Origin of the sequence: Halomonas rhizosphaerae, assembly GCF_030012485.1 — a bacterium.
GTDB classification, from domain to species: Bacteria; Pseudomonadota; Gammaproteobacteria; order Pseudomonadales; family Halomonadaceae; genus Halomonas; species Halomonas rhizosphaerae.
The window spans coordinates 98,961-124,481 of record NZ_JASCQQ010000032.1; the positions used below are offsets into that span (position 1 = coordinate 98,961).

General features: G+C 67.9%; 24 protein-coding genes, 1 tRNA gene and 1 riboswitch. Of the genes, 10 read left to right on the plus strand and 15 right to left on the minus strand.

The window, feature by feature from the left end; translation table 11 throughout:
* Together QLQ86_RS15090 and QLQ86_RS15095 are read right to left on the minus strand one after the other, a co-directional pair.
* Entirely contained in the window at positions 1-978 is a 978-nt protein-coding gene (locus QLQ86_RS15090) for an NADPH:quinone reductase (protein WP_282817489.1), read from the minus strand.
* An 81-nt stretch (positions 979-1,059) separates the two neighbouring features.
* Positions 1,060-1,644 (minus strand): hypothetical protein, encoded by a 585-nt coding sequence (locus QLQ86_RS15095; protein ID WP_282817490.1) that lies wholly within the window; start codon positions 1,642-1,644, stop codon positions 1,060-1,062.
* 150 nt (positions 1,645-1,794) lie between these two features.
* Here QLQ86_RS15095 and QLQ86_RS15100 point away from each other — a divergent pair, with 150 nt between their 5' ends.
* Positions 1,795-2,550, plus strand: coding sequence for a glycerophosphodiester phosphodiesterase family protein (locus tag QLQ86_RS15100; RefSeq protein WP_282817491.1), 756 nt, complete (start codon positions 1,795-1,797; stop codon positions 2,548-2,550).
* Between the two features lie 69 nt (positions 2,551-2,619).
* Here the strand turns inward: QLQ86_RS15100 and QLQ86_RS15105 are convergent, their stop codons facing one another.
* The 5 genes from QLQ86_RS15105 to QLQ86_RS15125 all read right to left on the minus strand — a co-directional run bounded on the left by QLQ86_RS15105 (position 2,620) and on the right by QLQ86_RS15125 (position 8,940).
* Positions 2,620-4,035, minus strand: coding sequence for a xanthine/uracil/vitamin C permease (locus tag QLQ86_RS15105; RefSeq protein WP_282817492.1), 1,416 nt, complete (start codon positions 4,033-4,035; stop codon positions 2,620-2,622).
* A gap of 359 nt (positions 4,036-4,394) precedes the next feature.
* On the minus strand, positions 4,395-5,162 hold the full coding sequence (locus QLQ86_RS15110) for an ABC transporter ATP-binding protein (protein ID WP_282817493.1): 768 nt from the start codon (positions 5,160-5,162) through the stop codon (positions 4,395-4,397).
* Positions 5,162-6,115: a FecCD family ABC transporter permease gene (locus tag QLQ86_RS15115; protein ID WP_407650108.1), complete on the minus strand. Its 954-nt coding sequence runs from the start codon at positions 6,113-6,115 to the stop codon at positions 5,162-5,164. The genes QLQ86_RS15110 and QLQ86_RS15115 overlap by 1 nt, the downstream gene beginning before the upstream one ends.
* A gap of 46 nt (positions 6,116-6,161) precedes the next feature.
* Positions 6,162-7,058 (minus strand): cobalamin-binding protein, encoded by an 897-nt coding sequence (locus QLQ86_RS15120; RefSeq protein WP_282817494.1) that lies wholly within the window; start codon positions 7,056-7,058, stop codon positions 6,162-6,164.
* 10 nt (positions 7,059-7,068) lie between these two features.
* The gene (locus QLQ86_RS15125; protein ID WP_282817495.1) at positions 7,069-8,940 is read right to left on the minus strand and encodes a TonB-dependent receptor domain-containing protein; all 1,872 of its coding nucleotides are present in this window, start codon (positions 8,938-8,940) and stop codon (positions 7,069-7,071) included.
* 131 nt (positions 8,941-9,071) lie between these two features.
* Positions 9,072-9,291, minus strand: a riboswitch (cobalamin riboswitch).
* A gap of 131 nt (positions 9,292-9,422) precedes the next feature.
* Between QLQ86_RS15125 and QLQ86_RS15130 the strand changes: the two genes are divergently transcribed.
* The 3 genes from QLQ86_RS15130 (at position 9,423) to QLQ86_RS15140 (ending at position 12,388) form a co-directional block, all read left to right on the plus strand.
* A complete protein-coding gene (locus tag QLQ86_RS15130; RefSeq protein ID WP_282817496.1) occupies positions 9,423-10,511 on the plus strand; it encodes a PA0069 family radical SAM protein in 1,089 nt (362 codons plus the stop codon).
* A 155-nt stretch (positions 10,512-10,666) separates the two neighbouring features.
* Positions 10,667-11,998, plus strand: a complete 1,332-nt coding sequence (locus QLQ86_RS15135; RefSeq protein WP_282817497.1) for a sulfite oxidase — start codon at positions 10,667-10,669, stop codon at positions 11,996-11,998.
* A gap of 9 nt (positions 11,999-12,007) precedes the next feature.
* Complete coding sequence (locus QLQ86_RS15140) at positions 12,008-12,388, plus strand: hypothetical protein (RefSeq protein ID WP_282817498.1); 381 nt, start codon at positions 12,008-12,010, stop codon at positions 12,386-12,388.
* An 81-nt stretch (positions 12,389-12,469) separates the two neighbouring features.
* Here QLQ86_RS15140 and QLQ86_RS15145 read toward each other — a convergent pair whose 3' ends face one another.
* The 8 genes from QLQ86_RS15145 to QLQ86_RS15180 all read right to left on the minus strand — a co-directional run bounded on the left by QLQ86_RS15145 (position 12,470) and on the right by QLQ86_RS15180 (position 19,117).
* Positions 12,470-13,468 carry a zinc-dependent alcohol dehydrogenase family protein gene (locus QLQ86_RS15145; protein WP_282817499.1) on the minus strand — a complete coding sequence of 333 codons (999 nt, stop codon included), beginning with the start codon at positions 13,466-13,468 and terminating at the stop codon, positions 12,470-12,472.
* 53 nt (positions 13,469-13,521) lie between these two features.
* On the minus strand, positions 13,522-14,373 hold the full coding sequence (locus QLQ86_RS15150; protein ID WP_282817500.1) for a DUF2797 domain-containing protein: 852 nt from the start codon (positions 14,371-14,373) through the stop codon (positions 13,522-13,524).
* A complete protein-coding gene (locus tag QLQ86_RS15155; protein WP_282817501.1) occupies positions 14,357-14,641 on the minus strand; it encodes a YeaC family protein in 285 nt (94 codons plus the stop codon). The genes QLQ86_RS15150 and QLQ86_RS15155 overlap by 17 nt, the downstream gene beginning before the upstream one ends.
* 11 nt (positions 14,642-14,652) lie before the next feature.
* Positions 14,653-15,504: a rhomboid family intramembrane serine protease gene (locus QLQ86_RS15160; RefSeq protein ID WP_282817502.1), complete on the minus strand. Its 852-nt coding sequence runs from the start codon at positions 15,502-15,504 to the stop codon at positions 14,653-14,655.
* A gap of 178 nt (positions 15,505-15,682) precedes the next feature.
* Entirely contained in the window at positions 15,683-16,681 is a 999-nt protein-coding gene (locus tag QLQ86_RS15165; RefSeq protein WP_282733812.1) for a metallophosphoesterase, read from the minus strand.
* 21 nt (positions 16,682-16,702) lie between these two features.
* Positions 16,703-17,584 (minus strand): NAD(+) kinase, encoded by an 882-nt coding sequence (locus QLQ86_RS15170; RefSeq protein WP_282817503.1) that lies wholly within the window; start codon positions 17,582-17,584, stop codon positions 16,703-16,705.
* 63 nt (positions 17,585-17,647) lie between these two features.
* Positions 17,648-18,517 (minus strand): DMT family transporter, encoded by an 870-nt coding sequence (locus QLQ86_RS15175; RefSeq protein WP_282817504.1) that lies wholly within the window; start codon positions 18,515-18,517, stop codon positions 17,648-17,650.
* Positions 18,518-18,601: 84 nt separating this feature from the next.
* Positions 18,602-19,117, minus strand: a complete 516-nt coding sequence (locus QLQ86_RS15180; RefSeq protein ID WP_282817505.1) for a YqaE/Pmp3 family membrane protein — start codon at positions 19,115-19,117, stop codon at positions 18,602-18,604.
* Between the two features lie 264 nt (positions 19,118-19,381).
* Between QLQ86_RS15180 and QLQ86_RS15185 the strand changes: the two genes are divergently transcribed.
* From QLQ86_RS15185 to putA, 6 genes are all read left to right on the plus strand, one after another.
* Positions 19,382-19,789 carry a CBS domain-containing protein gene (locus tag QLQ86_RS15185; RefSeq protein ID WP_282733706.1) on the plus strand — a complete coding sequence of 136 codons (408 nt, stop codon included), beginning with the start codon at positions 19,382-19,384 and terminating at the stop codon, positions 19,787-19,789.
* A 354-nt stretch (positions 19,790-20,143) separates the two neighbouring features.
* Positions 20,144-20,217 (plus strand) — tRNA-Gly (locus tag QLQ86_RS15190).
* A 323-nt stretch (positions 20,218-20,540) separates the two neighbouring features.
* Positions 20,541-20,831 (plus strand): 3-keto-5-aminohexanoate cleavage protein, encoded by a 291-nt coding sequence (locus QLQ86_RS15195; RefSeq protein WP_282817506.1) that lies wholly within the window; start codon positions 20,541-20,543, stop codon positions 20,829-20,831.
* 59 nt (positions 20,832-20,890) lie between these two features.
* Positions 20,891-21,256, plus strand: coding sequence for a hypothetical protein (locus QLQ86_RS15200; RefSeq protein WP_282733704.1), 366 nt, complete (start codon positions 20,891-20,893; stop codon positions 21,254-21,256).
* 70 nt (positions 21,257-21,326) lie between these two features.
* Positions 21,327-22,127: an AraC family transcriptional regulator gene (locus QLQ86_RS15205; protein WP_282817507.1), complete on the plus strand. Its 801-nt coding sequence runs from the start codon at positions 21,327-21,329 to the stop codon at positions 22,125-22,127.
* Positions 22,128-22,314: 187 nt separating this feature from the next.
* Complete coding sequence (gene putA, locus QLQ86_RS15210) at positions 22,315-25,506, plus strand: bifunctional proline dehydrogenase/L-glutamate gamma-semialdehyde dehydrogenase PutA (RefSeq protein ID WP_282817508.1); 3,192 nt, start codon at positions 22,315-22,317, stop codon at positions 25,504-25,506.
* The last annotated feature ends 15 nt before the right edge of the window (positions 25,507-25,521 follow it).

Sequence of the window (25,521 nt, forward strand, 5' to 3'; positions counted from 1 at the left end):
TCACGGCAACAGGATGGTGGACCCGGTGGTCTTGCGCCCCTGGAGGGCCTCCTGGGCCTTGCCCGCCTCGGCCAGCGGGTAGCGCTGGGCGATGTCGACCTTCACCTTCCCGCTCTCCAGCATCTCGAAGAGTTCGCCGGCCATCCACTCCAGCCGCGCGCGGGTGTCGGCATAACCGTTGAGGCTCGGACGGGTGACGAACAGCGACCCCTTCTGGTTGAGGATGCCGATGTTGACCCCCTCCACGGCACCGGAGGCGTTGCCGAAGCTGACCATCAGCGAGCGCGGCTTCAGGCAGTCCAGCGAGGTCTCCCAGGTGTCCTTGCCCACCGAGTCGTAGGCCACGTCGCACATCGCACCATTGGTCAACTCACGCACCCGCTCGACGACATCCTCCTGCGTGTAGTCGATGGTGGCCCAGGCGCCGTTGCGCTCGGCCAGCGCCGCCTTCTCGGGCGAACTGACGGTACCGATCAGCTTCACGCCCAGCGCCTTCGCCCACTGGCAGGCGATGGAGCCCACGCCGCCGGCAGCAGCGTGCCAGAGGATCGTCTCGCCGCCCTTGAGCTCGCGGGTCTGGCGCAGCAGGTACTGCACGGTCAGGCCCTTGAGCATGCTGGCGGCGGCGGTCTCGACGTCGATGGCGGCGGGCAGCGCCACCACCTTCTCCGCCGGCAGCACATGCTGCTCGGCATAGGCGCCCAGCGGGCCCTGGGCATAGGCGACCCGGTCCCCCGCCTTGAGGTGGGTGACGCCCTCGCCCACCGCATCGACCACGCCGGCCCCCTCGGTGCCCAGGCCGGAGGGCAGCGACGGGGCCGGATAGAGGCCGGTGCGAAAGTAGATGTCGATGAAGTTGAGGCCGACGGCCTGGTTCCTCACCCGGACCTCGCCGGGCGTCGGCTCGGTCGGGGTAACGTCGACGAGTTCGAGGACCTCGGGCCCGCCGGTACGAGCGAACTGGACGCGCTTGGCCATGAGAGTGCTTTCCTTGTGCTGCCTGCGGGATAGGCCCACCAGTCAAGCGCCGTGGCCCCCGCGGGTCAAGTCGGGCCGTTATCAGAGCGTGGCGGGAAAGGTTTCCAGGCCGCGGATGAAGCGCGCCTTGTAGTCATCGAACTGCTGGCGGTCGCGCTTGAAGGACTGGATCACCGCCGCCTCGTCGAAGGTCAGCGCCCTGGGCAGGTCCTCAAGGGAAGTGGCGGGATGCTTGGGGCCCAGCCCGATCCGCACCCCGGCCTTGCCGTCCAGCCAGCGCGTGATCCCTGCCTCGCGAAACCGAGCCTCCTGCTCGGCATCCCGGGCATCGACCCGAAGGGGGGCCTTGAGCGCCAGCTCGGCGACCAGGCGCTCGGCCGGCCGCGCCACGCCCGCCTGTTGCGGGTCCTGGTCAAGCTCGGCCAGCAGCATCACGGTCATGCTGCTGCCGAGTTCGTCGAGCACGAGCAGGGCCAACGCCACCGGGCGTGAATGATTATCCACCAGGGCCAGCACCCTGGCCGCCTCCTGCTTGACCAGCACCCCGAGGGTACCGGCGAAGGTCGCCAGCGGCCTGAGGCCCGCCTCCTGGCCATAGGCCTCGGCGCACAGCCGGGCCAGGCAGGCCTCGCGCTGCTGGGGATTCTTGATATGCACGACTCTCATCTCACTGTCCTCGCATCGTCGGGGTCCGGCACCATCACCAGGGTCGAAATCGCGCAGCCTACCATATCCACGCCATGGCGGATGGCGATACGCTACAGGACGCTTCCACGCCGCCAATGGACGGCGCCTCGCAGACCAGGACGACTGTTCATGCCTCACCCCGATATCCCCCTGCCCCGCCTGATTGCCCACCGCGGTCTTTCCGCCCATGCCCCGGAGAACACCCTCTCCGCCGTGCGCGCCGCCCACGCCGCGGGCTTCACCTGGGTGGAGCTGGACGTGCAGCTGCTCGGCGACGGGACACCGGTGATCTGGCACGACGCCAACATCCGGCGCTGCTCCGATGGGCGCGGCCGACTGTCCGACCTCGACCTGGCCGCGGCCCGTCGGCTCGACGCGGGCAGCTGGTTCGGCGACGCCTTCCTGGGCGAGCGCATGGCCACCCTCGGGGAGATGCTGGCCCTGCTCGACGAGTTGGAGATGGGCGTGAACCTGGAGCTCAAGGTGAATCGCGGCCGGGACCCCCGTGCCCTGGTGGAGGCCGCCCTGCCCCCGGTGAGGGAGGCGCTGCCGCCGGCGCGATGCGTGGTCTCCTCCTTCAACGACACGGCCCTGGCCCAGGCGCGCGCCCTGGCCGGGCCCGAGACGCTGGCGCTGGGCGTGCTCTACGAGGCGATCGGCCGGGACTGGCGCCGGCATTGCGAGCCGGTGCAGGCCTTCAGCGTGCATGCCGACTGGAGGCGCCTCAAGCAGTCGCGCGTTCGCGAGGTCGTCGAAGCCGGCTACCGGCTGCTCTGCTACACGGCCAACGATCCCGCCGCCTTCGCCCCGCGCTGGCAATGGGGCGTCGAGGCGGTGATCAGCGACGACCCGGCGCGCTTCGTCGGCCACCTGCCCGACGCCTGACCCCTTCCCCACAACGAGGCGGGCCGCCTCGAAAGGCGGCCCGCAGCGTGGCAAGACTCGTGTGCACGATCAGCGCGTGACGGGCCCCGGCTCGAGGCCATCGTCCGTTTCCACCGCCATGTCGTCCTCCACGGCGATCGGCTCCTCGGGTTCGGCGACGCGCGCCCGGCGCGACCGGTGCTCGACCATGAAATAGAGCACCAGGCCGACACCCAGCCCCCAGGCGGCACCGTGGGTCGCCAGCACCACCCCCATGATGCCGGCCACGCCCATGGCCGTCGCATTGCGGATCTGCTCCACCGCCACGGCAATGCAGAGGTAGCCGGTGATCAGCAGGGTGATCGACAGGGCAATGGGCAGCACCGGCCGGAACAGGGTGATCAGCGGCAGCATGAACAGCGCCAGGAAGCCGACGATCCAGAACACCGAGGCCCCGGAGTAGATGGTGTCCATGGCCTTGCGCCCATAGCGGTAGCGCTCGGCGATGGTCGCCATGGCACCGGTGAAGAGCGGGCCGGCCAGCCCCGGGTAGGGGGCGAGGAAGGCGTGCATCAGGTTGCGCAGGCCGGTGATCAGGTGCACGCGATCGACGTTGACCTCGATCTTCTCGTCGGGCCGCAGGTGATCGACCCGCTTGATCAGGCTCTGGCCGACGATGATGTCACCGAAGGCGATGATATAGGCGATGACCGCCGTGGGGATCGCGGCCAGCAGCAGCTCCATGCCCGGCAGCCCGACCGCGAACGGCAGGTAACCCCAGATGCCGGCGAAGTCGGGAAGGGCCATGCCCCACTCGATCTCGGGCAGCGGGTACTCGCCCACGCCCCAGCCGATGGCCATGGTCACCAACATCCCCGGCACCATGCCGTAGGCGGCGATGTTGCGTGCCCAGCGATGCTTCTCGGCGAGGTCGCGGAACGACAGCGAGAAGAGCACGTAGAGGGTCACCAGGCCACCGATGCCCAGCGAGATCGGCGTGTTGTAGAGGCGTCCACCGGCGCTGATCTCGCCGCTGATCGCGGCGATGCCCGCCCCCAGGAGGATGCCGGCCTTGATCGAGTCGGGAATGTTGTTGACCAGCTTCGAGCCCAGCCGGGTCACCGCCATGAACAGGAAGATGGCCGTCACCATCAGCTGCAGGGCCACCATGGCGCGGATCGCCTCGGGGCCGGGCGTGAAGTCGCTCAGGAACAGCAGTACCACCGGGATCGCCGGGGTGATCCAGCCGGCGATGAAGGGCACGCCGAGCAGCGGTGGCAGGATGAAGCCGATGCCGCAGACCACCACGAAGGCCAGCGCCACCTCGTAGGGCACCCCCAGGTACTGCTCGAGCAGCGGGATCATGCCCATGGCGATGACAAACATCACCAGCGCCTGGACGGTCTCGGGAATCTCCCAGCGGAAATGGATGAACGGCAGGCGCAGCTTGAAGGGGCCGAGGGGCCAGTAGGGATGTTCTTCACCGTATTCGCGTTTGAGCAGCACGTCGGTTCCTCATCGGTTCTGGTTGGGCATAATCGGTCCTCGTCGAGGGTTGTTGTTGTTGGCCATGGCCGTTTTACGCGGGTGCAGCAAGGGAGGACATTCGACCTTCTATCGAACAGTGGGGCAGCGGGAACGACACGCGATGTCGACAATCATCACTTAACCCGCCGCCCAGCAGCCAAGATAACGGCATGGAGCAGATCGGGTTCTCGAATGTTGTCGACACATTGCCGGGCTATTCGGCGACGTTTACGTCAACGTCATCCATAGCGCAGAGCGCAGCATCCCGGGTCTAGGCGCCTGGAGAACGGACGGCCAGGATGCCATCGCGGTCGGGAGGCACGACCAAAGTGCAAGGCTCAGGGAACGGCGACGAACACCCTGGAGCCCTCCACCTCGGCACTGGCCAGGCGCTGGCCATAGAGTCGTTCGAGGGCCTCGGGCACCAGCATGCTCTCGGCCGGGCCCCAGCAGGCCTCACCATCCGGATAGAGCAGCAGCAGGTGATCGCACCAGCGAGCGGCCAGGTTGAGGTCATGCAGACACATCATCACGGCGCGACCGCTGGCTGCCTGCTCGGCCAGCAGCCGCATCACCGCCACCTGGTGGTGCAGGTCCAGATGATTGGTGGGCTCGTCCGCGAGCCAGACACCCGGAGCCTGGGCCAGCAGGGTGGCAATCGCCAGCCGCTGGCGTTCGCCGCCCGAGAGCGTGGCCACCTGGCGCCCGCCCAGCGCGGCCAGGTCCAGTCGCGCCAGGGCACGCTGGGCCAGCGCCAGGTCCTCGGCGGTTTCCATCTGCCACGGAGAAAGCCAGGGATGGCGGCCGATCAGGGCGGTCTCCTCCACCGTGGCAGGGAAGCCGTCGTGATGCTCCTGGAAGACCAGCCCCAGGCTCTGGGCCAGTCGGCGACGGCGCAGGCGCGTCAAGGGCACGCCATCCACCTCCACCCGGCCGAGGCGCGGCGAGCGCAGTCCGGCCAGGGTATGCAGCAGGGTGGTCTTGCCCGCGCCGTTGGGTCCCAGCACGCCCCAGACCTGGCCCGGCAGCACCGCGAGGTCCAGGGAGTCCCCGCCCTTGCGGCCCGGCACATCGATGACCAGCCCACGGGTCTCCAGGCGACTCATCAGCGGCTCCGATGCAGCAGGTAGAGAAAGGTCGGCACGCCGAGCAGGGCGGTGATCACGCCAACCGGCAGCTGCTCGGGGGCGATCACCGTCCGCGCCAGGGTATCGGCCAGCACCAGCAGGGTACCGCCGGCCAGGGCACAGGCGGGAAGGATCAGCCGCTGGTCGTTGCCCAGTGCCAGGCGCAGCAGGTGCGGCACCACCAGCCCCACGAAACCGATGCTTCCGGCCGTGGTCACGGCGACGGCGGTGACCAGGCTCGCCAGCAGGTAGACCAGCCACTCCAGCCGTCGGACCGCCACGCCCAGGGCCGCCGCCTGCAGCCCGCCCCGTGCCAGCACGTTGAGGCTTCGCCCGAGCGGCACCACCAGCAGACAGACCAGGCCCAGCAGGCCCAGCGCGACGCCGGGCGCCCGCGCATGGGCCAGGTCGCCCATCAGCCAGTAGAGCATGCCCGGCAACTGCCGGGACGGGGTGAGCGACAGGATCAGGGTGATCACCGCCCCCCAGCCGGAGGCGACGACCACCCCGGTGAGCAGCAATCGCGAGGGGGTCCAGCTGCCGGTCCCGTGCGCCAGGCCGAACACCAGCAGGGTCGCCGTCAGGGCGCCGGCAAAGGCCGACCCCGAGACCAGGGCGCTGCCCAGCCCCGCCAGCATCGCCAGCAGGGCACCCACCGCCGCGCCGCCGGAAAGCCCCAGCACATAGGGGTCCGCCAGCGGGTTGCGCAGCAGCACCTGCATCAGCGCACCGGCCACCGCCAGCAGGCCGCCGGTGGCGAAGGCAGCCAGGGCACGCGGCAGGCGCAGCTCCAGGATCAGGGTCCGTGACAGGGCGTCGCCACCGCCCACCAGCACGGCAAGGCTGTCCGTCAGGGAGACGTCGGCACTGCCCAGGGCAACGGCGAGCACCAGGGCGGCCAGGGAGACCGCGGCCAGCACGCCCAGGGTCAACGCCAGATGACCCGAGGTCAGGTGCCCGTGGGCCGCGGCGCGTGAGCTAGCGCCGCCCACGGGCCACCTCCAGCCTCTCACAGAGAAGTCGGCTGCCCTCCAGCAGGCGTGGCGTGGGCCGCTGGAGCAGCGACGGAGGCACGAAGAAGAGGTTGTCGCGGGCCACCGCCGTCAGCTCGGGGAAGCGCTTCCAGGCGTCCAACCAGCTGCGGTTCTCCTCCCCCCGCCCACCGGCCAGTATCACCTCGGGGTCGGCCGCCAGCAGGGCCTCCTCGTCGATGCGCGGCACCAGTCGCGACAGGCCGCCGAAGACGTTCACGCCTCCGCACAGCGTGACCACCTTGCCGATCAGGTGCTCGTCATTGACGGTCATCAGCGGCGAGTCCCACACCTGGTAGAACACCGGTACCCGAGGCGCGGCTTCATGGCGCGCCGACAGATCGTCGAGCCCCTGGCGAAAGCGCTCGGCGGCCAGGCGTCCCTGTGCCTCGCTGCCGGCCAGCCGCGACAGTCGTTCGAGGGCCGAGGCGATCCCCTCGAATGTCCGTGGTTCGATCCGGAACACCGGCACCCCCAGCCGTTCGAGGCGCTCCACCTGCTCGACGGGATTGCCGGTGACCCAGCCGATCACCAGGTCGGGTTGAAGGGCGACCAGGCGTTCCAGGTCCAGGCGGTCATGGCTGCCCACCGAGGGCAGCTCCTTGGCCTCGGGCGGGTAGTCGCTGTGATCCACCACTGCCACCACTCGCTCCCCTGCCCCGGCCGCGAAGAGCAGCTCCGTGGCCCCGGGCGATAGCGCGACGATTCTCTCGGCCGGGGCCGCCAGGCAGACCTCGCGGTCGGCATCGTCGATGGCGCAGACCTGATCGGCGGCGGCCGGCCCGACGAGGCCGGCCAGCAGCGAGAACAGGAGCCCGGCCAAGCCGGGCAGGCGGTGAGTCACCGGCGGCTCCCTACGGGCCAAAGTGGACGCTGACAAACGCCGCTCGGCCGGCGTTGATGTAGTCGAAGGGGATGCTCTCGAAGGTGGAAAGGTCGAGGTCAGCGCCCTGGGCGGTGGCATACTCCTTGTCCGTCAGATTCTCCACGGTGGCGCGCAGCGACCACATCGGCGCAAGTTGCCAGCCGGCCCGCAGGTTGACGATGCCATAGCCCGGCAGTCGCTGCTGGTTGTCGCCGTCGTTGTAGCGATGGTTCTGGGCGATCCAGGAAGCGCCCAGCGACCACTCCCCCAGCTCGCGATCGATATCGAGGCGCAGGCTCTGGGTGGCGCGACGCGCCAGCCGGTTCCCGGTGCTGCGGTCCTCGGGGTCGGTATAGGTGAGCGCCGCTCCCAACGTCCACTCATTCACTTCAGCGCCAGCCGACAGCTCGGCGCCACGAATCCTGGCCTCATTGATGTTGACGGGCCGGAAGCTGGCATCCAGGGCGATCAGGTCATCCACCTCCGTCTGATAGGCAACCAGATCCCAGAACCAGGCGTCATGTTGGCCGCGAATGCCCAGTTCAAACGTCTCGGAGGTTTCGGCATCCAGGTCCGGGTTGCTCGAGCCGACGAAGGGGAAATAGAGCTCGTTGAAGGTCGGGGCACGAAACGCCGTTCCATAGCTTGCCCGGACAACGTGGTGCTCATCCAGGGTATAGCCCAGCGCCAGGCTGCCGGTCAGTTCCTCGCCGAACGCCTGATTGTCGTCATGGCGCAGGCTGAGCTGGGTAGTCAGCGGCTGGAAATCCAGCAGCCCCTGGGCAAACACCGCCCGGTTGTCGCGGCTCTCCTCGTCAAAGGCGAGCCCCGATGTCTGGCTGTCGCCGAGATCATCTTCGCTGTACTCGGCGCCGACCACCACTTCATGCGGCCCAAGGGCCAGGGTGTTCTTCCACTGGGCAGTACGGGTCCGGGTCTTGAAGAGGGAGCTGTAGGTCGGCGCTACCGTGTCGCGCTCGTCACGCGCCTCGCTCAGTGTGACCCGGCTCGTCCAAGTGTCCGTCACGGGTGTCTCCGCATACACCGCCGCCACCTGCTGCACGAAATCGTCCTCAGCCGGCCCGGACGCGTCGAACTCCGTGCTGCCACGGCCGCGCAGCGCCAGCATGCCAACCTCGGCCCCACCGTCGAAGGTATGGGAAAGCCGCACCAGGCCAGTAGTATTGTCATACCCCTTGTCGTCCCCACCGCGACGCACCGGCTGGCCCTCGGTATCGAAACGGCTGGCGGCGAAGTGATAGCGGGTGCCGCCCTCGGCGCCGGAGAGACTGGCCGAGTAGCGCTGAGTCTCGAAGGAACCGCCACCCACGGAGAGGCGCGGCTGGGGAGCGCCCTCCTCCCCTTCCGGGGTGAAGAGTTGGACCACGCCGCCCACCGCATCGGCGCCGTAGAGGCTGCCGCGCGGCCCTCGCACGATCTCGGCGCGCTCGAACATGCGCGGATCCAGGAACTCCCAGGACGCCGCCCCCGTGGTCGCCGAGCGAAGACGGATGCCGTCGATCAGCAGCACGTTCTGGTTGCTGTTGGTCCCCCGGATGAACACGCTACTCTGCTTGCCGAAACTACCGCTGGTGCTGACATCTACCCCCGGCTGGCCCCGCAGCACATCGGTGATGCTCTTGGGATCCTGGCGGCGCAGGGCGGCCTCGTCGATCACGGTGACGGAGGAGAGACTCTGGTCGGCGGTTCGGGGCGCCAGGACGGCGGTCACGACCATCGGATTGAGTTCGACGGTGGGGGACGCCTGGTCGTCGCTGTTCGCCTGGGCGTGGACGGCCAGCGGAAGCGCGGCGAGGCCAACGGCGGCCAGGCCACGGACGGGGTGATTTATGGTTTTCATGGTGTGTCCCTTGCTCACCGTGCTCACCCGCACGGTGTGATGGCGTGTTGAGTGCCGAGGCGACAAGGGATCGAGGAAGACGGACGAACGGGAAAGCGGCGCCGGCCCTGCCTCGAGCTTGCCCACCGCAACTCGGCATGAACTCTCGGGCCGGTCTCCGGGCTGACGAGTGAGTGCCGGGCATGAAGCAGGCCCGACGTCTCGAACGACCGCCTTCCCGTGCCGCAGCACAGTGGCGTGATGGCCGTTCTTTCCTCGATCACCGTTGCGGGGGCAGCGTCGGAATGGGATCACCGACTTCCCGTTTCACTGGCAGACGCATCCACCAGCACCTGAGAGTGCGCGTAAGCTAGCAACCCCCCGATGAAGCGTCAACGCGCACCGTCCGGATGATTGACCTGGCGCAGCCGATTTGCCGATGGGCTGACAGGCCACCGTCGCGCCCCTATACTGTTTATCCATACAGTAAAAAGGCATCCCCGATGGTCCATCAGCCGAACCGCGATGGCGTGGCGCGCAAGGGCCGCGGCGCCACCTTTGACCCCCACAACCGCTTCGCCCCGACCACCAGCGAGCCGGTCGACGACGGCTGGTGGCTGGAGGAGGCACCGGAGAGCCTGGTCACCGAGGTGCGCGAGGAACGCACGCACAGTGCGCTCTCCTGGAACAGCTCCCCCGACCTGCCCTTCGACCGCTCGATCAATCCCTATCGGGGCTGCGAGCATGGCTGCATCTACTGCTATGCGCGCCCCAGCCACGCCTACTGGGACCTCTCCCCGGGGCTCGACTTCGAGACGAAGCTGGTCGCCCGGACCGGGCTGGTGGAGCGCCTGCGGGACGAGCTGTGCCGGACCGGCTACGAGTGCCGGCCCATCAACCTCGCCGGCAACACCGATGCCTACCAGCCCCTGGAGGCCCGCTACGCCACCACTCGCGGCATCCTGGAACTACTTCTCGAGTGCCGCCATCCGGTGACCCTGGTGACCAAGGGCGGGCTGATCCTGCGCGACCTCGACCTGCTGCAGGACCTGGCCAGGCAGCGCCTGGTGCGGGTGATGGTCAGCCTCACCAGCCTCGATGCCGCGCTGAAGCGTAGCCTGGAACCGCGGGCCGCCTCCCCGTCCGCGCGGCTGAGAGTGATCCGCACCCTGGCCGAGGCCGGCATTCCGGTGGGTACCCTGGTGGCCCCGGTGATTCCGGGGCTGACCGACCATGAGTTGGAACGACTGGTCGCGGCCGCCGCGGACGCCGGTGCCACCACCGCCGGCTGGATGCTGCTTCGCCTGCCCCGGGAAGTCGCCCCGCTGTTCAAGGCGTGGTTAAAGGAGCACTACCCCGAGCGGGCCGGCAAGGTGATGAGCCTCATCCGCCAGTGCCGCGGCGGCGAGGACTACGACCCGCGCTTCGGCAAGCGCATGCGGGGCGAGGGGGTCTTCGCGGAGCTGCTGGAACAGCGCTTCCACAAGGCTTGCCGCCGCGTCAGCCTCAATGACCCGGCGTCCGTAGCGAGCCAGAGGCTGGATACCTCGGCCTTCCGGCCGCCGCGCGCCCAGAGGGACCTCTTCGAGTAGCGAAGGCGAGCTTGCAACGGGCGATTCGCTGCTATGCTGGAATATCGTAAGACATGGAATGATGGAGCACTCCCACAAGACAATCACAACACCGGCCCGGCGCGCTTGCAGGACGTCTCGCCCCACGCACGCCAGAGCCTATCAGGAGTCCAGTCATGACAAGACTACCCCCCGATGCCAAGACGCGCGGCATCCATGAGCTCTATGCCGAGGATCCCGAGGCCGCGGATCGCAAGCTCTGGGACCGAGAGGTCGACCCCGTCAGCCGCCGCGGCTTCCTGAAACGCTCCAGCCTGCTCGCCATGGCCGCCGCCGTGGGCGGCTCCATTCCCTTCGCCGACCGCATGCCGGGTGGGCTCATCCCGGCGGCCCTGGCCCAGAGCGACGAGCCCTTCACCCTCGAGGGCAAGGAGGGCCTGACCGTCCTCAACGACAGGCCCATCAATGCCGAGACCCCGGCCCACCTGCTGGATGACGACATCACCCCGGCGAAGCACATGTTCGTGCGCAACAACGGCATTCCCCCCGAGGTGGAGAGCATCGACGCCGATACCTGGGAACTGGAGATCGCCGGCGAATCCTGCGAGAACCCGCAGACCTTCACCATCGCCGACCTCAAGGAGAAGTTCGAGCACCACACCCTGCAGTTGCAGGTGGAATGCGGCGGCAACGGACGAAGCGAATACGTGCCCTCGGCCAGCGGCAACCAGTGGACCACCGGCGCGGTGGCCTGCCCGACCTTCACCGGGGTACGCCTGCGCGATGTGCTCGAGGCCTGCGGGATCAAGGACGATGCCTTCTACATCGGCTACTACGGCGCCGACCGTCACGCCAGCGGCGACCCGAACAAGGAGGCCATCTCGCGCGGCGTGCCCATGGAGAAGGCGCTGGAGGACGAATCGATGCTCGCCTGGGCCATGAATGACGAGGACATCCCCTACCTCAACGGCTACCCACTGCGCGTCGTCTGCGGCGGTTGGCCGGGGTCGGTCTCCGGCAAGTGGCTCAAGCGCATCGTCATCCGCAACGAGAAGCACGACGGCGCCAAGATGGGCGCCCCCTCCTACAGCGTGCCCAAGCACCCGGTGGCTCCGGGCAGCAACGTGCCCAAGGAGGACTTCGAGACCATCGAGTCGATGCCGGTGAAGTCGCTGGTCACCTTCCCGAAGTCCGGTATCGATCATGCCCTCGGCGAGGCCATGGAGGTTCGCGGCCATGCCTGGGCCGGCGACCTGGCCGTGAAGGAGGTGCACGTCTCCATCGACTTCGGCGCCACCTGGCAGAAGGCAGAGCTGAAGGAACCGCCCAACCGTCTGGCCTGGCAGCGCTGGACCACCTCCGTGGAGTTCCCCGAGCCCGGCTACTACGAGGTGTGGGCCAAGGCCACCGACGAGGAAGGCCGCGCTCAACCCATGGTCGTCCCGGGCTGGAACCCCAAGGGTTACCTGAATAATGCCTGCCACCGCATTGCGGTCCAGGTGGCCTAGGAGGTAGCCATGACGCCTTTGCACACACTCGCCATGCCGACGCTTGGGGTGGCCCTGTTGTGCCTCCCGCTGGGGGCATGGGCACAGGAAACGGACCCGGACACCGGCCTGGTCCAGGCCGAAGGCTGGGAGACGGTGCGCAACAACTGCACCGCCTGCCATTCGGCCAACCTGGTAACCCAGAACAGCGGCTCCCGCAACCACTGGGAAAACCTCATCCGCTGGATGCAGGATACCCAGGGGCTCTGGGAGTTCCAGGCCGAGACCGAGGAGACCATCCTCGACTATCTCGCCAAGTATTACGGACCCAAGGAGGATACGCGACGCCCGGCGCTGCCGCGCACGCTGATGCCGGACAACCCCTACCCCACGGTCGCCGATCCCGGCTGATCTCCGACGTTGCGACCCACGACAGGCCCCTCTCGAGGGGCCTGTCCTCGTTCGGGTTCAGGGAGCGGCCAAGGGAATGGCTCAGGGAATCAGCACCGCGGCACCGGAAAGACGCCCCTCGCGCAGGTCGTCCAGCGCCTGGTTGGCCTGCTCCAGCGGATAGGCCCGGGTCTCGGTGCGAATCGGCACCTGGGGAGCGAGCGCCAGGAACTCCTCGCCATCGCGACGGGTGAGGTTGGCCACCGAGCTCAGGCGGCGCTCCTCCCAGAGCAGGCGGTAGGGAAAGGAGGGGATGTCGGACATGTGGATGCCCCCGGAAACCACCGCCCCGCCGGGGCGCACCGCGGCCAGTGCCGTGGGAACGAGCTCACCCACCGGGGCGAACAGCAGCGCGGCGTCCAGGCGCTCGGGCGGGGCCTCGTCGCTGCCGCCGGCCCAGACGGCACCGAGGCGACGGGCGAAGGCCTGGGCCTGGGTGTCTCCGGGGCGGGTGAAGGCATAGACCGCCTGCCCCCGGGCGACGGCGAGCTGGGCCAGGATGTGCGCCGCGGCACCGAAGCCGTAGATGCCGAGCCGCCGGTTCGTCTCGCCACCGGCCAGCCGCCAGGTGCGATAGCCGATCAGGCCGGCACACAGCAGCGGGGCAGCGGCCTGGGCATCCTCGACATCCAGGGGAAAGCAGTAGCGAGCATCCGCCACGCAGTACTCCGCATAGCCGCCATCGCGGGTGTAGCCGGTGAACTCGGCCCGTTCGCAGAGGTTCTCGCGACCGGCCCGGCAGGGCTCGCACTCGCCGCAGGTCCAGCCCAGCCAAGGCACGCCGACCCGCGTGCCCGGGGCCGGCCCCTGGACGCCCTCCCCCAGCGCCGCCACTTCGCCGACGATCTCGTGGCCTAGGACCAGCGGCAGACTTGGCTCGGTAAGCTCGCCATCGAGGACATGAAGGTCGGTCCGACAGACCCCGCAGGCCAGCACGCGCACCTCGACCTCACCGGGACCGGGCGCGGGGCGGGCGACCCGCTCCAGCTCGAGTGGCCTGCCCGGGGCATGCAGGCGCATGGCACGCATGGACTCGCTCATCGACGCTCCTCCTGCTGCTGTACACTTTCACTGCCCGCAGGATAGCCCAACGATCAGGCAGAGACCTTGACCTCGTACCCGGTGAACTTGCGCAGGTTGATCACGCCACTGTCGAGGATCAGGTACTGGCCCTTGATGCCCAGCAGGGTGCCGGCCACCACGGGCTGCTTGTCCAGGTTGTGGGAGACCACCTTGGCGGGGAACTCCAGCACCGGATAGTCGAAGCTCAGCGGCGCCTCGTCGAGGAGGCGGATGGCGTCCGCCCCGAAGCGTTCGCGCAGGTTGGCCAGGCCAGCCTCCAGCCGCGCCAGCAGGCGGTCCCGATCGGCCGCCAGGTCAAGGGCCAGGGTGTCGCCCTTGAGCATGGCGCGCCAGTTGGTGCGATCCGAGACCTCCTCCTTGAACAGCACCTCCACGAACCCCGACTGCTGACGGGTATCCACCTCCAGGATCGGCAGGGCCTGCACGGCGCCCTGGTCGAGCCAGCGCGTCGGCATCTGGCTGGCGCGAGTGATGCCTACCTTGAGGCCGGAGGCGTTGGCCAGGTAGACCACATGGGGCTGGAAGCAGTGGCGCTCGGCCCAGTCGGGCTCGCGGCAGGTGCCTTCGAAGAAGTGGCAGAGCTCCGGCTTCATGATGCAGGTGTCGCACTGGGCGAGGCGCTTGAAGCACGGGTAGCAGTAGCCCTGGGCGAAGCTCTTCCTGGTGGCCCTGCCGCAATGGGTGCAGGCGATGGCGCCGGTCCACTCCAGCCGCAAGGGCTTGCCGAGGCAGGCGTTGAGGTCGAGACGGGCCTCGCCGGCCCGCAGCACGTAGCGGGCCGGGGAGCCCGGCTCGACGGCCATCTTGCTCAGGCAGCCCTGCAGCGCCTTGGCGGCCTCGATCGACTCAGTCACGGCTGGCATCCCGGGCCAGGCCGGCCCGTTCGGGGGGCACGTCGGTCCCGCCGCTGGCGCTGCCGCAGGTGCGACGCTGCAGGTAGCCGACCCGCTGCTCCTCGGGCACCTGGTTCTCCACCTCATAGCGCATCACCGCCTCGAGGCACAGCTCGGTCTGCTCGGCCGTCAGCATCCGGCCATCCGGCCACTTGCGCAGTGACACGGCCCGCTTGAGGCTCTCGTAGATGGACGGGGTCATCTGCTGGATCATGCGATCGAAGGACATCTCGCTCATGACGGGTTCTCTCAGGATTGACGGCGGGCACGGCCGGAATGATACCAGCCCAGCACCAGGCCCACGACCAGCCCGCCCAGGTGCGCCTCGTTGGCCACGTTGCCGAACCCCACCGTGGCCGCCATGTCGGTCATCGCGAAGACCAGCCAGCCGAGCATGAAGACCACCAGCATCTGGGGTACGAAGAAGCCGCTGCGCGGCGCACGCCGCGACATCAGCCAGACATAGGCCAACAGCGCGAAGTCGACGCCGGACATGCCGCCGAACAGCACGGTCCCGGTGGCGTACTGGGCCAGGTTGGCGCCGATGCCGGCAACGAGCAGCAGCGTCAGCATCCGCGTGCTGCCCTGCAGCGCCTCCACCTGGCGACCGAAGTACCAGAGCCACAGCATGTTGAAGATCAGGTGCATCCAGCCGAAGTGCAGGAAGGCCGGAGACAACAGCCTCCACACCTGGCCCGAGGCGAGCGCCTCGCCGAGGTGGCCGAAGGCCAGGCCGCCATTGGTCACGACCACCGGCACAATGGTCAGCGCCGCGACCACGCGGTCGCCGAGCACCCCCATGGCGGCGAAGACCACCAGGCACAGCGCCAGCGCGAAGGACGTCACCGGCACCTGACGAAAGGGGCCGAGCAGCTCGTCGGGTGAACGCCTTGCGGCCGGCGTTCGCTCGGGCATCAGCGGTTCACCCTGCCGCCAGCGCTCGATCAGTCTGAGCATCGCGTCGTGCTGCTCGGGGTCGACCAGCCAAAGCACCTGTCCCTCGCTCTCCTCGGTAAATCGATGCCCGATGCGATGCGCCCAAAGGGCGCGCCGCAGCTCACGGGTGTCGACATCGTGGGGCAGCAGGATTACCCGATACATGGCCTCTCCAACGGTTGACGAGCCCGGCGTGACGGCGCGTGCAGGCCACGCAAAGAAAAAGTCCGGCGGAGGGGGCCGCCGGACAAGAGCAAGGGATCATTCAAGGGAACACCTATTCTGATGGCGTGGGTGGGCGAGAGTTCAGCCCGATGACACGACTTTCTCGTAACGAATTGTATCAATCGAAATCGATCTCCCAGGGCTGCGGCCGGACCTGCTCCTCACGAGGCACGCGGATCCATACGAAGTGGTTGGCATCGAGCGTCGGCTCACCGCTCCAGCGGTAGGCCACAAGGCGACCGAACTTGACCGCACTGTAGTCCAGGCAGGCAATGTTGGCGGCGGGCAGGGCCGGGATACCCTCGCACCAGTAGTGGCCGATGAACAGCGGTGGCTGCTCGGGCCCATAGTAGCTGAGGCGCGAGCGCTCCTCATCGGTGAGCTCGCGACGCTCCAGATCATCGGGCAGGTTGTCCGGCTGGAAGATGACGTCCCCCCAGGTCTGCGGCTGCCGGGCCCAGAAGTGGGCACGGAAGCTGCGCCGGGTGAAGCCGTCGCCCGACTGGATCTCCACGCCCTCCGGCAGGGGCACATGGATGCCCCGCGTCAGGCGGTCGAGGATACGAAACTCCAGGGTCCCGGGCACCACCGAGGCGGCCAGGAAATCCTCGTCGATGCGTCCGTCGGGATGCTCGCGGCGCAGCGCCTCCACGAGCGGCTGGTCCCAGCAGGCATGCACCACCCGCAGGCCGTCGAGCTCCAGGCACAGCGGGATGTCCAGGAACCAGGCCAGCGCCTCCTCCCACTCCTGGGGATGGTCGCGGTACTGCTGCAGGGTTTCCTGGATGATGCGATTATGGCGCGGCGTATGCTCGCGCAGCCACTCGCGCCCCAGGCTGCCGGGGGCGCGATGGCAGTAGGCCAGGGCATTATACTCGTGGTTGCCCATGACGATGTGGGCCTCGCCCTCCTCCACCATCCGTCGGGCGATGCTGACCGCCAGGCGGATGCGCGGCCCCCGGTCGATCAGATCGCCGAGGAAGATCACCTTGCGGCGCGGATGGCGATAGACGCCGCCACGCTGGTGGTAGCCGAGACGCTCGAGCAGGGAGCCCAGGGTCGCACCGCAGCCGTGGACATCACCGATCAGGTCGTAGCCTTCGAGGCCGCCTTGCATGCTCACGTCGCTCTCCTCACCTCAGTCCCCCAGGCGATTGCTCCAGCCCAGCTTGCTGCGCAGGACATCGTAGAAGTTGTGGCCCAGCGGATGCACCAGCTGCACCCGCCGCGGCTTGCGACGGATCACCAGCACATCGTCGGGCTTGGCCACCGCGCGGGTCTGGCCATCGCAGCTGATATGCGGGTAGGTCTGGTTGGTCTCGCCGATATGGATGCGGATCTCGCTGGCGGCGTCGATGACGATGGGGCGGCTCGAGAGGGTATGCGGGAACATCGGCACCAGGGTGATGACATCGAGCTTGGGGTGCATGATCGGTCCGCCGCCCGAGAGCGCATAGGCCGTGGAGCCGGTGGGCGTGGCGATGATCAGTCCGTCGCTGCGCTGGCTATAGACGAACTGGTCGTCGATGAACAGCTCGAACTCGATCATGCGCACCGCCTTGCCGGGATGCAGCACGACCTCGTTCAGGGCATCGCCGTTGCCGACCTGAATGTCGCCCCGATAGAGCTCGGCATCCAGCAGGAAGCGCTCCTCGAGCTCATAGCGGCCCTCGAGGACTTCGCCGACGCGCGCCTCGATCTCATCGGGCGAGATGTCGGTGAGAAAGCCCAGGCGACCGCGGTTGACCCCCAGCACCAGGGTGCCGCTGTGGCAGAGGGTCCGGGCGGCGCCGAGCAGGCTGCCATCGCCACCGACCACGATCACCAGGTCGCAGAGCTCGCCCAACAGGCGTCGACTGGCCTCGGGATGGCCATGATCAAGCAGGACCGTGGCGGTCCTGTCCTCGATGATGACATGGTAGCCACCGGCGTCGAGGAAGCGCATCAGTCGCTTGAGGGTGTCGACCACCTTGGCACTGCCCAGGCGGCCGATCAGGCCGATGTTCTTGAAGGTTGGCATGCACAGGCCTCTCGCTTCGCGGCCGCTCATTATGGCGACTGGCCACGAGGCGGGCAAACGCGGTCAGGCTGCCTTGAAGCCGCGGCGCCTCAGCCACCACTCGTTGAGCGCCAGCGAGCCGACGATGATGGCACCGCCCAGTCCCAGCCGCACGAGGTCGGCATCGCGGCTCCAGATCACCAGGTTGACCAGGAGGCCCGCGGGAATCAGGGCATTGTTCATGATCGCCAGGGCACCGGCATCGACCCGGGTGGCGCCCAGATTCCACAGGAAGTAGCCGAGGCCCGAGGCCACCAGTCCCAGCCACAGCAGCACGCCCCACTGGACCCCGGTAGTGGGCAGGCCGGCGGCATTGCCAAGCAACGCGAAGGCGGGCACGGCCACCGCCAGGGCGCCGAGGTAGAACCATCCGAACACGCTGTGCCGGGGCAGCGAGGCGGGCAGGCCTGCGGACAGGCGCCGATAGCCTACCTGCCCCAGGGCAAAGCAGAGGTTGGCCCCCTGGACCACCAGGAAGCCCGTCCAGAAGCCGCTGTCGAGGCCCTGGTAGCGGATCACGGCCGCGCCCAGCACGGCCAGCGACGCGGTCACCAGATAGAAAGGCGTGAAGCGCCCGAAGAGGGCATCGTCGAGCAGGGCGATATAGATCGGCGTGAAGATGGTGAACAGCAGCACCTCCGGCACCGAGAGCAGCAGGAAGGACTGGTAGAAGAAGATATACATCACACCCAGCTGCACCGCCCCCAGCCCCATCAGGGCGAGCCGCTGGCGGCCGCGCAGCAGCGAGGGGCGCAGGAACGGCAGGAAGACCAGCGCCGCCAGGCCGATCCGCATCAGGACCGCGAAGTAGCTGTCCACCTGGCCGGCCAGGTAGACGCCGATCAGCGAGAACGAGAACGCCCAGAGGACGGTGACACCGACGAGAAGGCCCAAGGTCAACTCCTGCAGGAAAGTGGGTTGACGCGGATTATACCCGTCAGGCGCGCCGAGCAAAGCACAGCAGCGTGATCCGCCCCGTCAGCGCGGAGAGTGGCGCAGCCACCAGAGCGCATGCACGACGCCGGGCAGCCAGCCCAGCAGGGTCAGCGCCAGGCTGGCCACGACACGCCCCCCACCCCCCCGCGAGAGACCGACCGCCAGCGGCGGCAGCAGTACCGCCAGGGCATGCAGGGCAAGGCGCGGCTCGGCGGCCGGTGCCTGCCCCTCGTCACGGGCGGGCGATTCCGATGTCCGGTCGACCCTGACCCGGTCACCCGCCGCCGGGGTGAAGTGCTGAACGGCCTCGTTGGACTCGTGCTCGAGTGCCCGGCGATGGGCCTCGTGGTCGATCTTCTGGTCGAGAGCGTCGGCCCCTTCGGCCAGCGTCTCGTGGTAGCGCTCCCACTCTTCCCAGTCGAAAGGGGTCCCCGCGCGGGGACGGTGTTCCCCGGCTTCCCGGGCCCGCGACCAGGCCTTCTCTTCCAGGGTGTTGGGGCGCTCCTGGTCTCGCTCACCGTCCAGCCCCTTTTTGGCCATGTACTCCCGAGCATCCATGAGGTAACTCCCTTGATGGTGACACGCCGGCGCCGCGGCCGGCCCGTGTTCCAGAGTGTGTCACATTGGAGCCGGGAACCGAGGCCGGGTTCCTGACCGCTGGCCGAAGGCCCCGGCCAGCGTGGAGAAACGTTGGCGGTGCGCGTACCGGAGAGTCCCGCGATTCGGCTATGCTGGAAACGAGACACGGCTGCGGCCCGTGCCTGGCATCGAGAACGCTGGCTGCAGCCCAGGCCATTACTGTCCGGCACAAGGAGACACGCCATGCCCAACAAGGCCCCCACCACCGTGCGCGAGATCATGTCCCGCGACTGCTACCGGGTCACCGGCAAGACCTCGGTCTCCACCCTGGCCGAAGGCCTGGCGCTGCATCGCCTGCCCGGGGTACCCGTGGTCGACGAGCGGGACCACCTGATCGGCTTCATCTCCGAGCAGGATGTGATGGGCAAGGTGCTGGAAAGCTCCTACCTCAACGATGAGCCACCGCTGGTTCGGGAACTGATGCGCAACGAAGTGCTCTCGGTGCCGCCCAACAAGAGCATCACCGACCTGGCCCAGGAGATGCTCGGCGCCAAGCCCAAGGTCTACCCGGTGGTCGAACAGAACCGACTGGTGGGCATCGTCACCCGCCGCGACGTGCTCAGCGCACTGCTGCGCATGCGCCACGCCTGACCCTTCCTGCCCGCCTCTCGACACCCGGCCTGGCGCCGGGTGTCGTCGTGTACAGTGTCCCGACAAAGAAAAGCCGCCCCATGAGGCATGGGGCGGCAAGATCGAAAGTGCAAGCCGAGGCAACAGTGTTAGCGACTGCTATCGCGTTGCTGCCTACGCCCATTCAGACAGCGTCACGGAGAAAAGTTCGTCAGGCAGAAAAAAAATATCGCTGCCGGGACGCTCTCCGGGCGGGTGAGTGTCTAATACTTGCGGTAAGACAGAGAAAAACAGGGACTTAGCGAGAAGGGAGCAAAAAAGTCCGGGGACGGCTTGCAAAGGCTAACCGATTGGTTTTACTATCGAAATCGCCTCGCGGGTGTAGCTCAATGGTAGAGCAGAAGCTTCCCAAGCTTAAGACGAGGGTTCGATTCCCTTCACCCGCTCCAGGCCCTCCCCTTCCCGTACCGACCTTATCCCTTCACCTTCGCGCATGCCTCAAGGGTGGCCATAACTCATTGGATTTGCTGTCGTCAGCGTCACGGGGCCCCTACCGACCGGACGCCATCACGCAAGGCATGCCTGCCGACCCCATCGGACTTGGCGCCGGATGCCTCGAACACGAGCGTGGTAGGCTCGAGACCTGCGCCCTGATACTCGCCCGCCCCCGCGAGCGGCGGGTGACGGTAACGGATAACGAGACCAGGCAGCAGCCTGCCGTCGGGCCATCGAGCGGCCCGCCCTCTGGTCAACGCTATTGAGGACAGATCCCATGAGCAACCCCTGCATCATCTGCGTGGCGATCACCGGCAGCCTGGCGCCTGGCTCCCCGTGGTGCGGTGCCGGCATCGGCGCTCACCAGAAGACCCTCAACGAATGGTCGATCGCCGCCGGTGGCCATACCCGTACGGGGCTGGAAGACAACGTGCGTCTTGACAAGGACACCCTGGCCCCCTCCAATGCGGCCCTTGTCCAGCACGTCGCCGAGATGTGCGAGCAGCACGGCCGACCTGTCGCCACCTGGCAGCAGGCCCGCCAGATCCTCGACATTCCGATGTCCTGACATCCCGCGCACCCCCGGGCCCGGCAGCGACCGGGCCCGGCCATCCGGAGTCGCGAATCATGGCCCTGTTCCTGCTGGTCCTCGTCGTCTGCCTGGTCATCTTCGGCGGCATGATTGCCCTGCTGATGCTCTCCGGCACCCCGCGCTACCGCACCGAGCCCGAGCACCTGCTGGAACTGTTCGACAAGGCACTGGAGAGTCGCGTCGGCGAGACCGAATGGAACGCCATCATCGGCTATCCAATCCGCCATGACGACTACCTGGACGGGATCCGACGCCGCGCCCAGCGCTTGATGGACGAGCACGGGCGCCATGGCCGCGTGACGCGCGGGAAGCCGCTGCTCGACGCCACCGGCCAGGAGGAGCTCGCGGCCCTGCGCGACCACCTGGCGGCGCATACCTCGCTGCAGCGCCGCCAGGACTGAGCCCAGCGTTGAAGAACCATCCGGTAGACTGTGGTGTCATGTCCCTGACATGCCCAGCCGGAGGCCGTCCATGACCAGTGCCATCCGCCAGATCCCGCTCGATACCGCGATCCATCACCATGCCCACGATTTCCACCAGATCGTGATCGGCCTGCGCGGCGAGGCGGAATTCGAGATCGAGGGGTTGGGAGGCTCCATCTCGGCCTTCTCGGGATGCATCGTGCCGGCCAACCACATGCATTACTATGCCGGGACCGGTGACAACCGCCAGCTGATCCTCGACCTGCCCAGCGATGCCTTCGCGGTCACCGGACATCACCACGAACTGGTTCGGCTATTCGATGCCCCGCGCTTCTTCGCGCTCGACACCTCGCTGCGCCACTACCTGGACTTCCTGCTCCATGAGCTCAGCCTGCTCTCGCGCCAGGCGTCCATCGATCCCATCCATCACGAGCGCCTGGCCGGCACCCTGCTGGGTTCCCTGCATGCCCGGCTGGCCACCGAGCCGCCGGCACCGGGCCGCCCCCTCGACCTGACCGCCCTCGACCGCTTCATCGACCGCCACCTGGGCAGCCGACTGCGCGTGGCTGACCTGGCCGCCGAGGCCTGCTTGAGCGAGGCGCACTTCAGCGAACGTTTCCGCCAGCGCACGGGGCTCTCCCCCTGGCAGTACGTCATGCGCCGCCGACTGGACTGTGCCAGGCAGATGCTGCAGCAGAGCCACCTACCGCTCTCAGAGATCGCCGCCCTGACCGGCTTCACCAGCCAGAGTGCCCTGTCGCGGGCCTGCCGCCAGGCCTTCGGCCACCCCCCCAGCCAGCTGCGCCGCGCCGGGGGCCAACGGCTCGCCTCGTCCGCCCCATGCCGTTAGACCAAGGTCGAAAATTCAACCCTTCTGCGGCCAAAAACCGTGGAATCGTGAAATCGGGCCAGGAATTCGACAAGCAGGACACCGTGTGCCGCCCTACCCTCAACGGATGCCCCGCGCCCGCCTGCGACGCATCGCCGCAGCGGCCGGGTCCTGCCCTCTGACGACGGGTTACAACCGGGGGACCTGAATGCTCAACGCCCACACCATGCTCGACGCCACCACCTGGCGACAGGAACTCGACACCCTCTTCGCGCGCATCAGTGACCACTACGTGGTCGACGAAAATGCCTTCGTCGGCGAACTGGTCAAGGTCCTCGATGCCAACAGCGAGGACTTCCGGCGCATCGCCGGCAAGACCGCCGAACTGGTGCGCGAGGTCCGCGAGATGGACACCGCCGTCGACACCATCGACGAGCTGCTTCAGCAGTACAGCCTGGACACCCACGAGGGGCTGATGCTGATGTGCCTGGCCGAGGCCATGTTGCGCATTCCCGACAAGGCCACCGCCGACGCCCTGATCGAGGACAAGCTGGGCCCGGCCGACTGGAAGGCCCACGTCGGCAAGAGCGAGTCCTGGATGGTCAACGCCTCCACCTGGGGCCTGCTGATGACGGGGCGCGTGGTGACCATGGACAAGCCCCGCGAGGGCAGGCCATCGAACTTCATCAACAAGATGGTCAACCGCATGGGCGAACCGGTGATCCGCCGCGCCATGCTCGAGGCCATGAAGATCATGGGCAAGCAGTTCGTGCTCGGCCGTGACATCGACGAGGCGCTGAAGCGCTCGAAGCCGCTGTTCGACAAGGGTTACACCTACTCCTACGACATGCTCGGCGAGGCCGCCCGCACCCGGGCCGATGCCCGGCGCTATTTCGACGACTATGCCCGCGCTATCGAGCAGGTCGGCAAGACCAGCAAGGGGCTGTCGTCGAAGACCCCTTCGCCCTCGATCTCCATCAAGCTCTCGGCCCTGCACCCGCGCTACGAGTTTGGCCGCCGCGAGCAGGTGCTGCGCGAGCTGGTCAGCAGCGTGCGCGAACTCGCCGCCCTGGCCCGCGAGCGTGGCGTCGCGGTGACCATCGATGCCGAGGAGGTCGACCGCCTGGAGATCTCCCTGGAGGTGTTCCGCGCCGTCTACGAGAGCGAGACCTGCAAGGGCTGGGGCCACTTCGGCCTGGTAGTCCAGGCCTACTCCAAGCGCGCCCTGCCGGTGCTGCACTACATCAACCGCCTGGCCGAGTCCCAGGGCGACGAGATCCCGCTGCGCCTGGTCAAGGGCGCCTACTGGGACACCGAGATCAAGGAGTCCCAGCAGCTCGGCGTCGATGGCTACCCGGTCTTCACCCGCAAGGCCTCCACCGACGTCGCCTACCTGGTCTGCGCCCGCTTCCTGCTCTCCGACGCGACCCGCGGGCGCATCTTCCCGCAGTTCGCCACCCACAACGCCCATACCATCAGCACCATCCTCGAGCAGGCCAACGAGGCCACCCGGGCCTTCGAGTTCCAGCGCCTGCATGGCATGGGCGAGGCGCTCTATGATGCCGCCCTCAAGCGCGCCCCCCAAGGCACCTACTGCCGCATCTATGCGCCGGTGGGGGCTCACAAGGACCTGTTGCCCTACCTGGTGCGACGCCTGCTGGAGAACGGCGCCAACTCCTCCTTCGTGCACCAGCTGGTGGATCCCAAGGTGCCGGTGGAGTCGCTCTGCGTCCACCCGGTGGACACCCTGCGCCAGTACGGCAGCTTCGCGAACCCGCAGATCCCGCTCCCGGCCGACATCTATGGCCCCGCGCGTCGCAACTCCCGTGGCTTCGACCTCAACATCCGCAGCCAGTACCAGCCGCTGATGGACGCCATGGCGAAGACCATGGACAAGACCTGGCAGGCCGGCCCCCTGCTGGCCTTCGAGGTGAAGGGCGACCCGACCAATACCCATGAGGTCACCTGTCCCTACGACCGCCGCCGCCAGGTCGGAACCGTCCAGTGGACCACCCGGGAGCAGGCCGGCAAGGCCCTCGACGCCGCCTGGGCGGCCTTCCCGCGCTGGGAGGCGACGCCGGTGGCAGAACGCGCCGCCATCGTGCGCCGCCTCGGCGACCTGATGGAAGCGCACATGGCCGAGCTGATGACGCTCTGCTCCCGGGAGGGCGGCAAGCTGCTCACCGACGGCATCGACGAGGTGCGCGAGGCGGTGGACTTCTGCCGCTACTACGCCATGAAGGCCGAGGAGCTCTTCGCCGCGCCGACCCGCCTGCCCGGGCCGACCGGCGAATCCAACGACCTGATGATGGGCGGCAAGGGGGTGTTTGCCGCCATCAGCCCCTGGAACTTCCCGGTAGCGATCTTCTGCGGCCAGCTGGTCGCCGCCGCCGTGGCCGGCAACACCGTGCTCGCCAAGCCCGCCGAGCAGACCTCGCTGATCGCCCATCGGGTGATCGAGCTGCTCTACGAGGCCGGCATGCCCCGCGACGTGGTGCAGCTGCTGCCCGGCGACGGCCCCACTGTGGGCAGCGTGCTGACCAGCGACCCGCGCATCACCGGGGTCGTGTTCACCGGTGGCACCGACACCGCCCAGATCATCAACCGCGCCCTGGCCGCGCGCGACAATGCCCCGCTGCCCACGCTGGTCGCCGAGACCGGCGGCATGAACGCCATGATCGTCGATTCCACCGCCCTGCCCGAGCAGGTGGTGGTGGACGCGGTGCGTTCGGCCTTCCAGAGTGCCGGCCAGCGCTGCTCGGCCTTGCGGGTGCTCTACCTCCAGGAGGACGTGGCCGACCGGGTCATCGAGATCCTCAAGGGCGCCATGGACGAGCTGCAGGTCGGCGATCCCCGCGATCTGGGGACCGACGTGGGCCCGGTGATCGACGAGGACGCCCGCCAGGGACTCACCGCCCATATCGACAGGCTCAAGGGCGAGGGTCGCCTGGTGGCCGAGACACGGCTCGATCCGGCACAGACCGCCGACGGCACCTTCGTCGCGCCGGTGGCCTTCGAGATCGACGGCATCGAGGCGCTGGAGCGCGAGCAGTTCGGCCCTGTACTGCACATCGTGCGCTACAAGGCCAGCGAGATCGACCGGGTGGTCGACGCCATCAACGGGCGAGGCTATGGCCTGACCTTCGGCGTGCACAGCCGCAACGAATCCTTCGCCGAGGAGATCGCCCGGAAGGTGCGTGTTGGCAATGTCTACGTCAACCGCAATATCATCGGTGCCGTGGTCGGCGTTCAGCCATTCGGCGGCCAGGGGCTCTCCGGCACCGGACCCAAGGCCGGCGGGCCGCACTACCTGCTGCGATTCGCCACCGAGAAGACAGTGACCGTTAACACCGCCGCCCTGGGTGGCAATGCGTCACTGCTTGCGCTGGGAGACGAGTGAACCTCACTCATCATC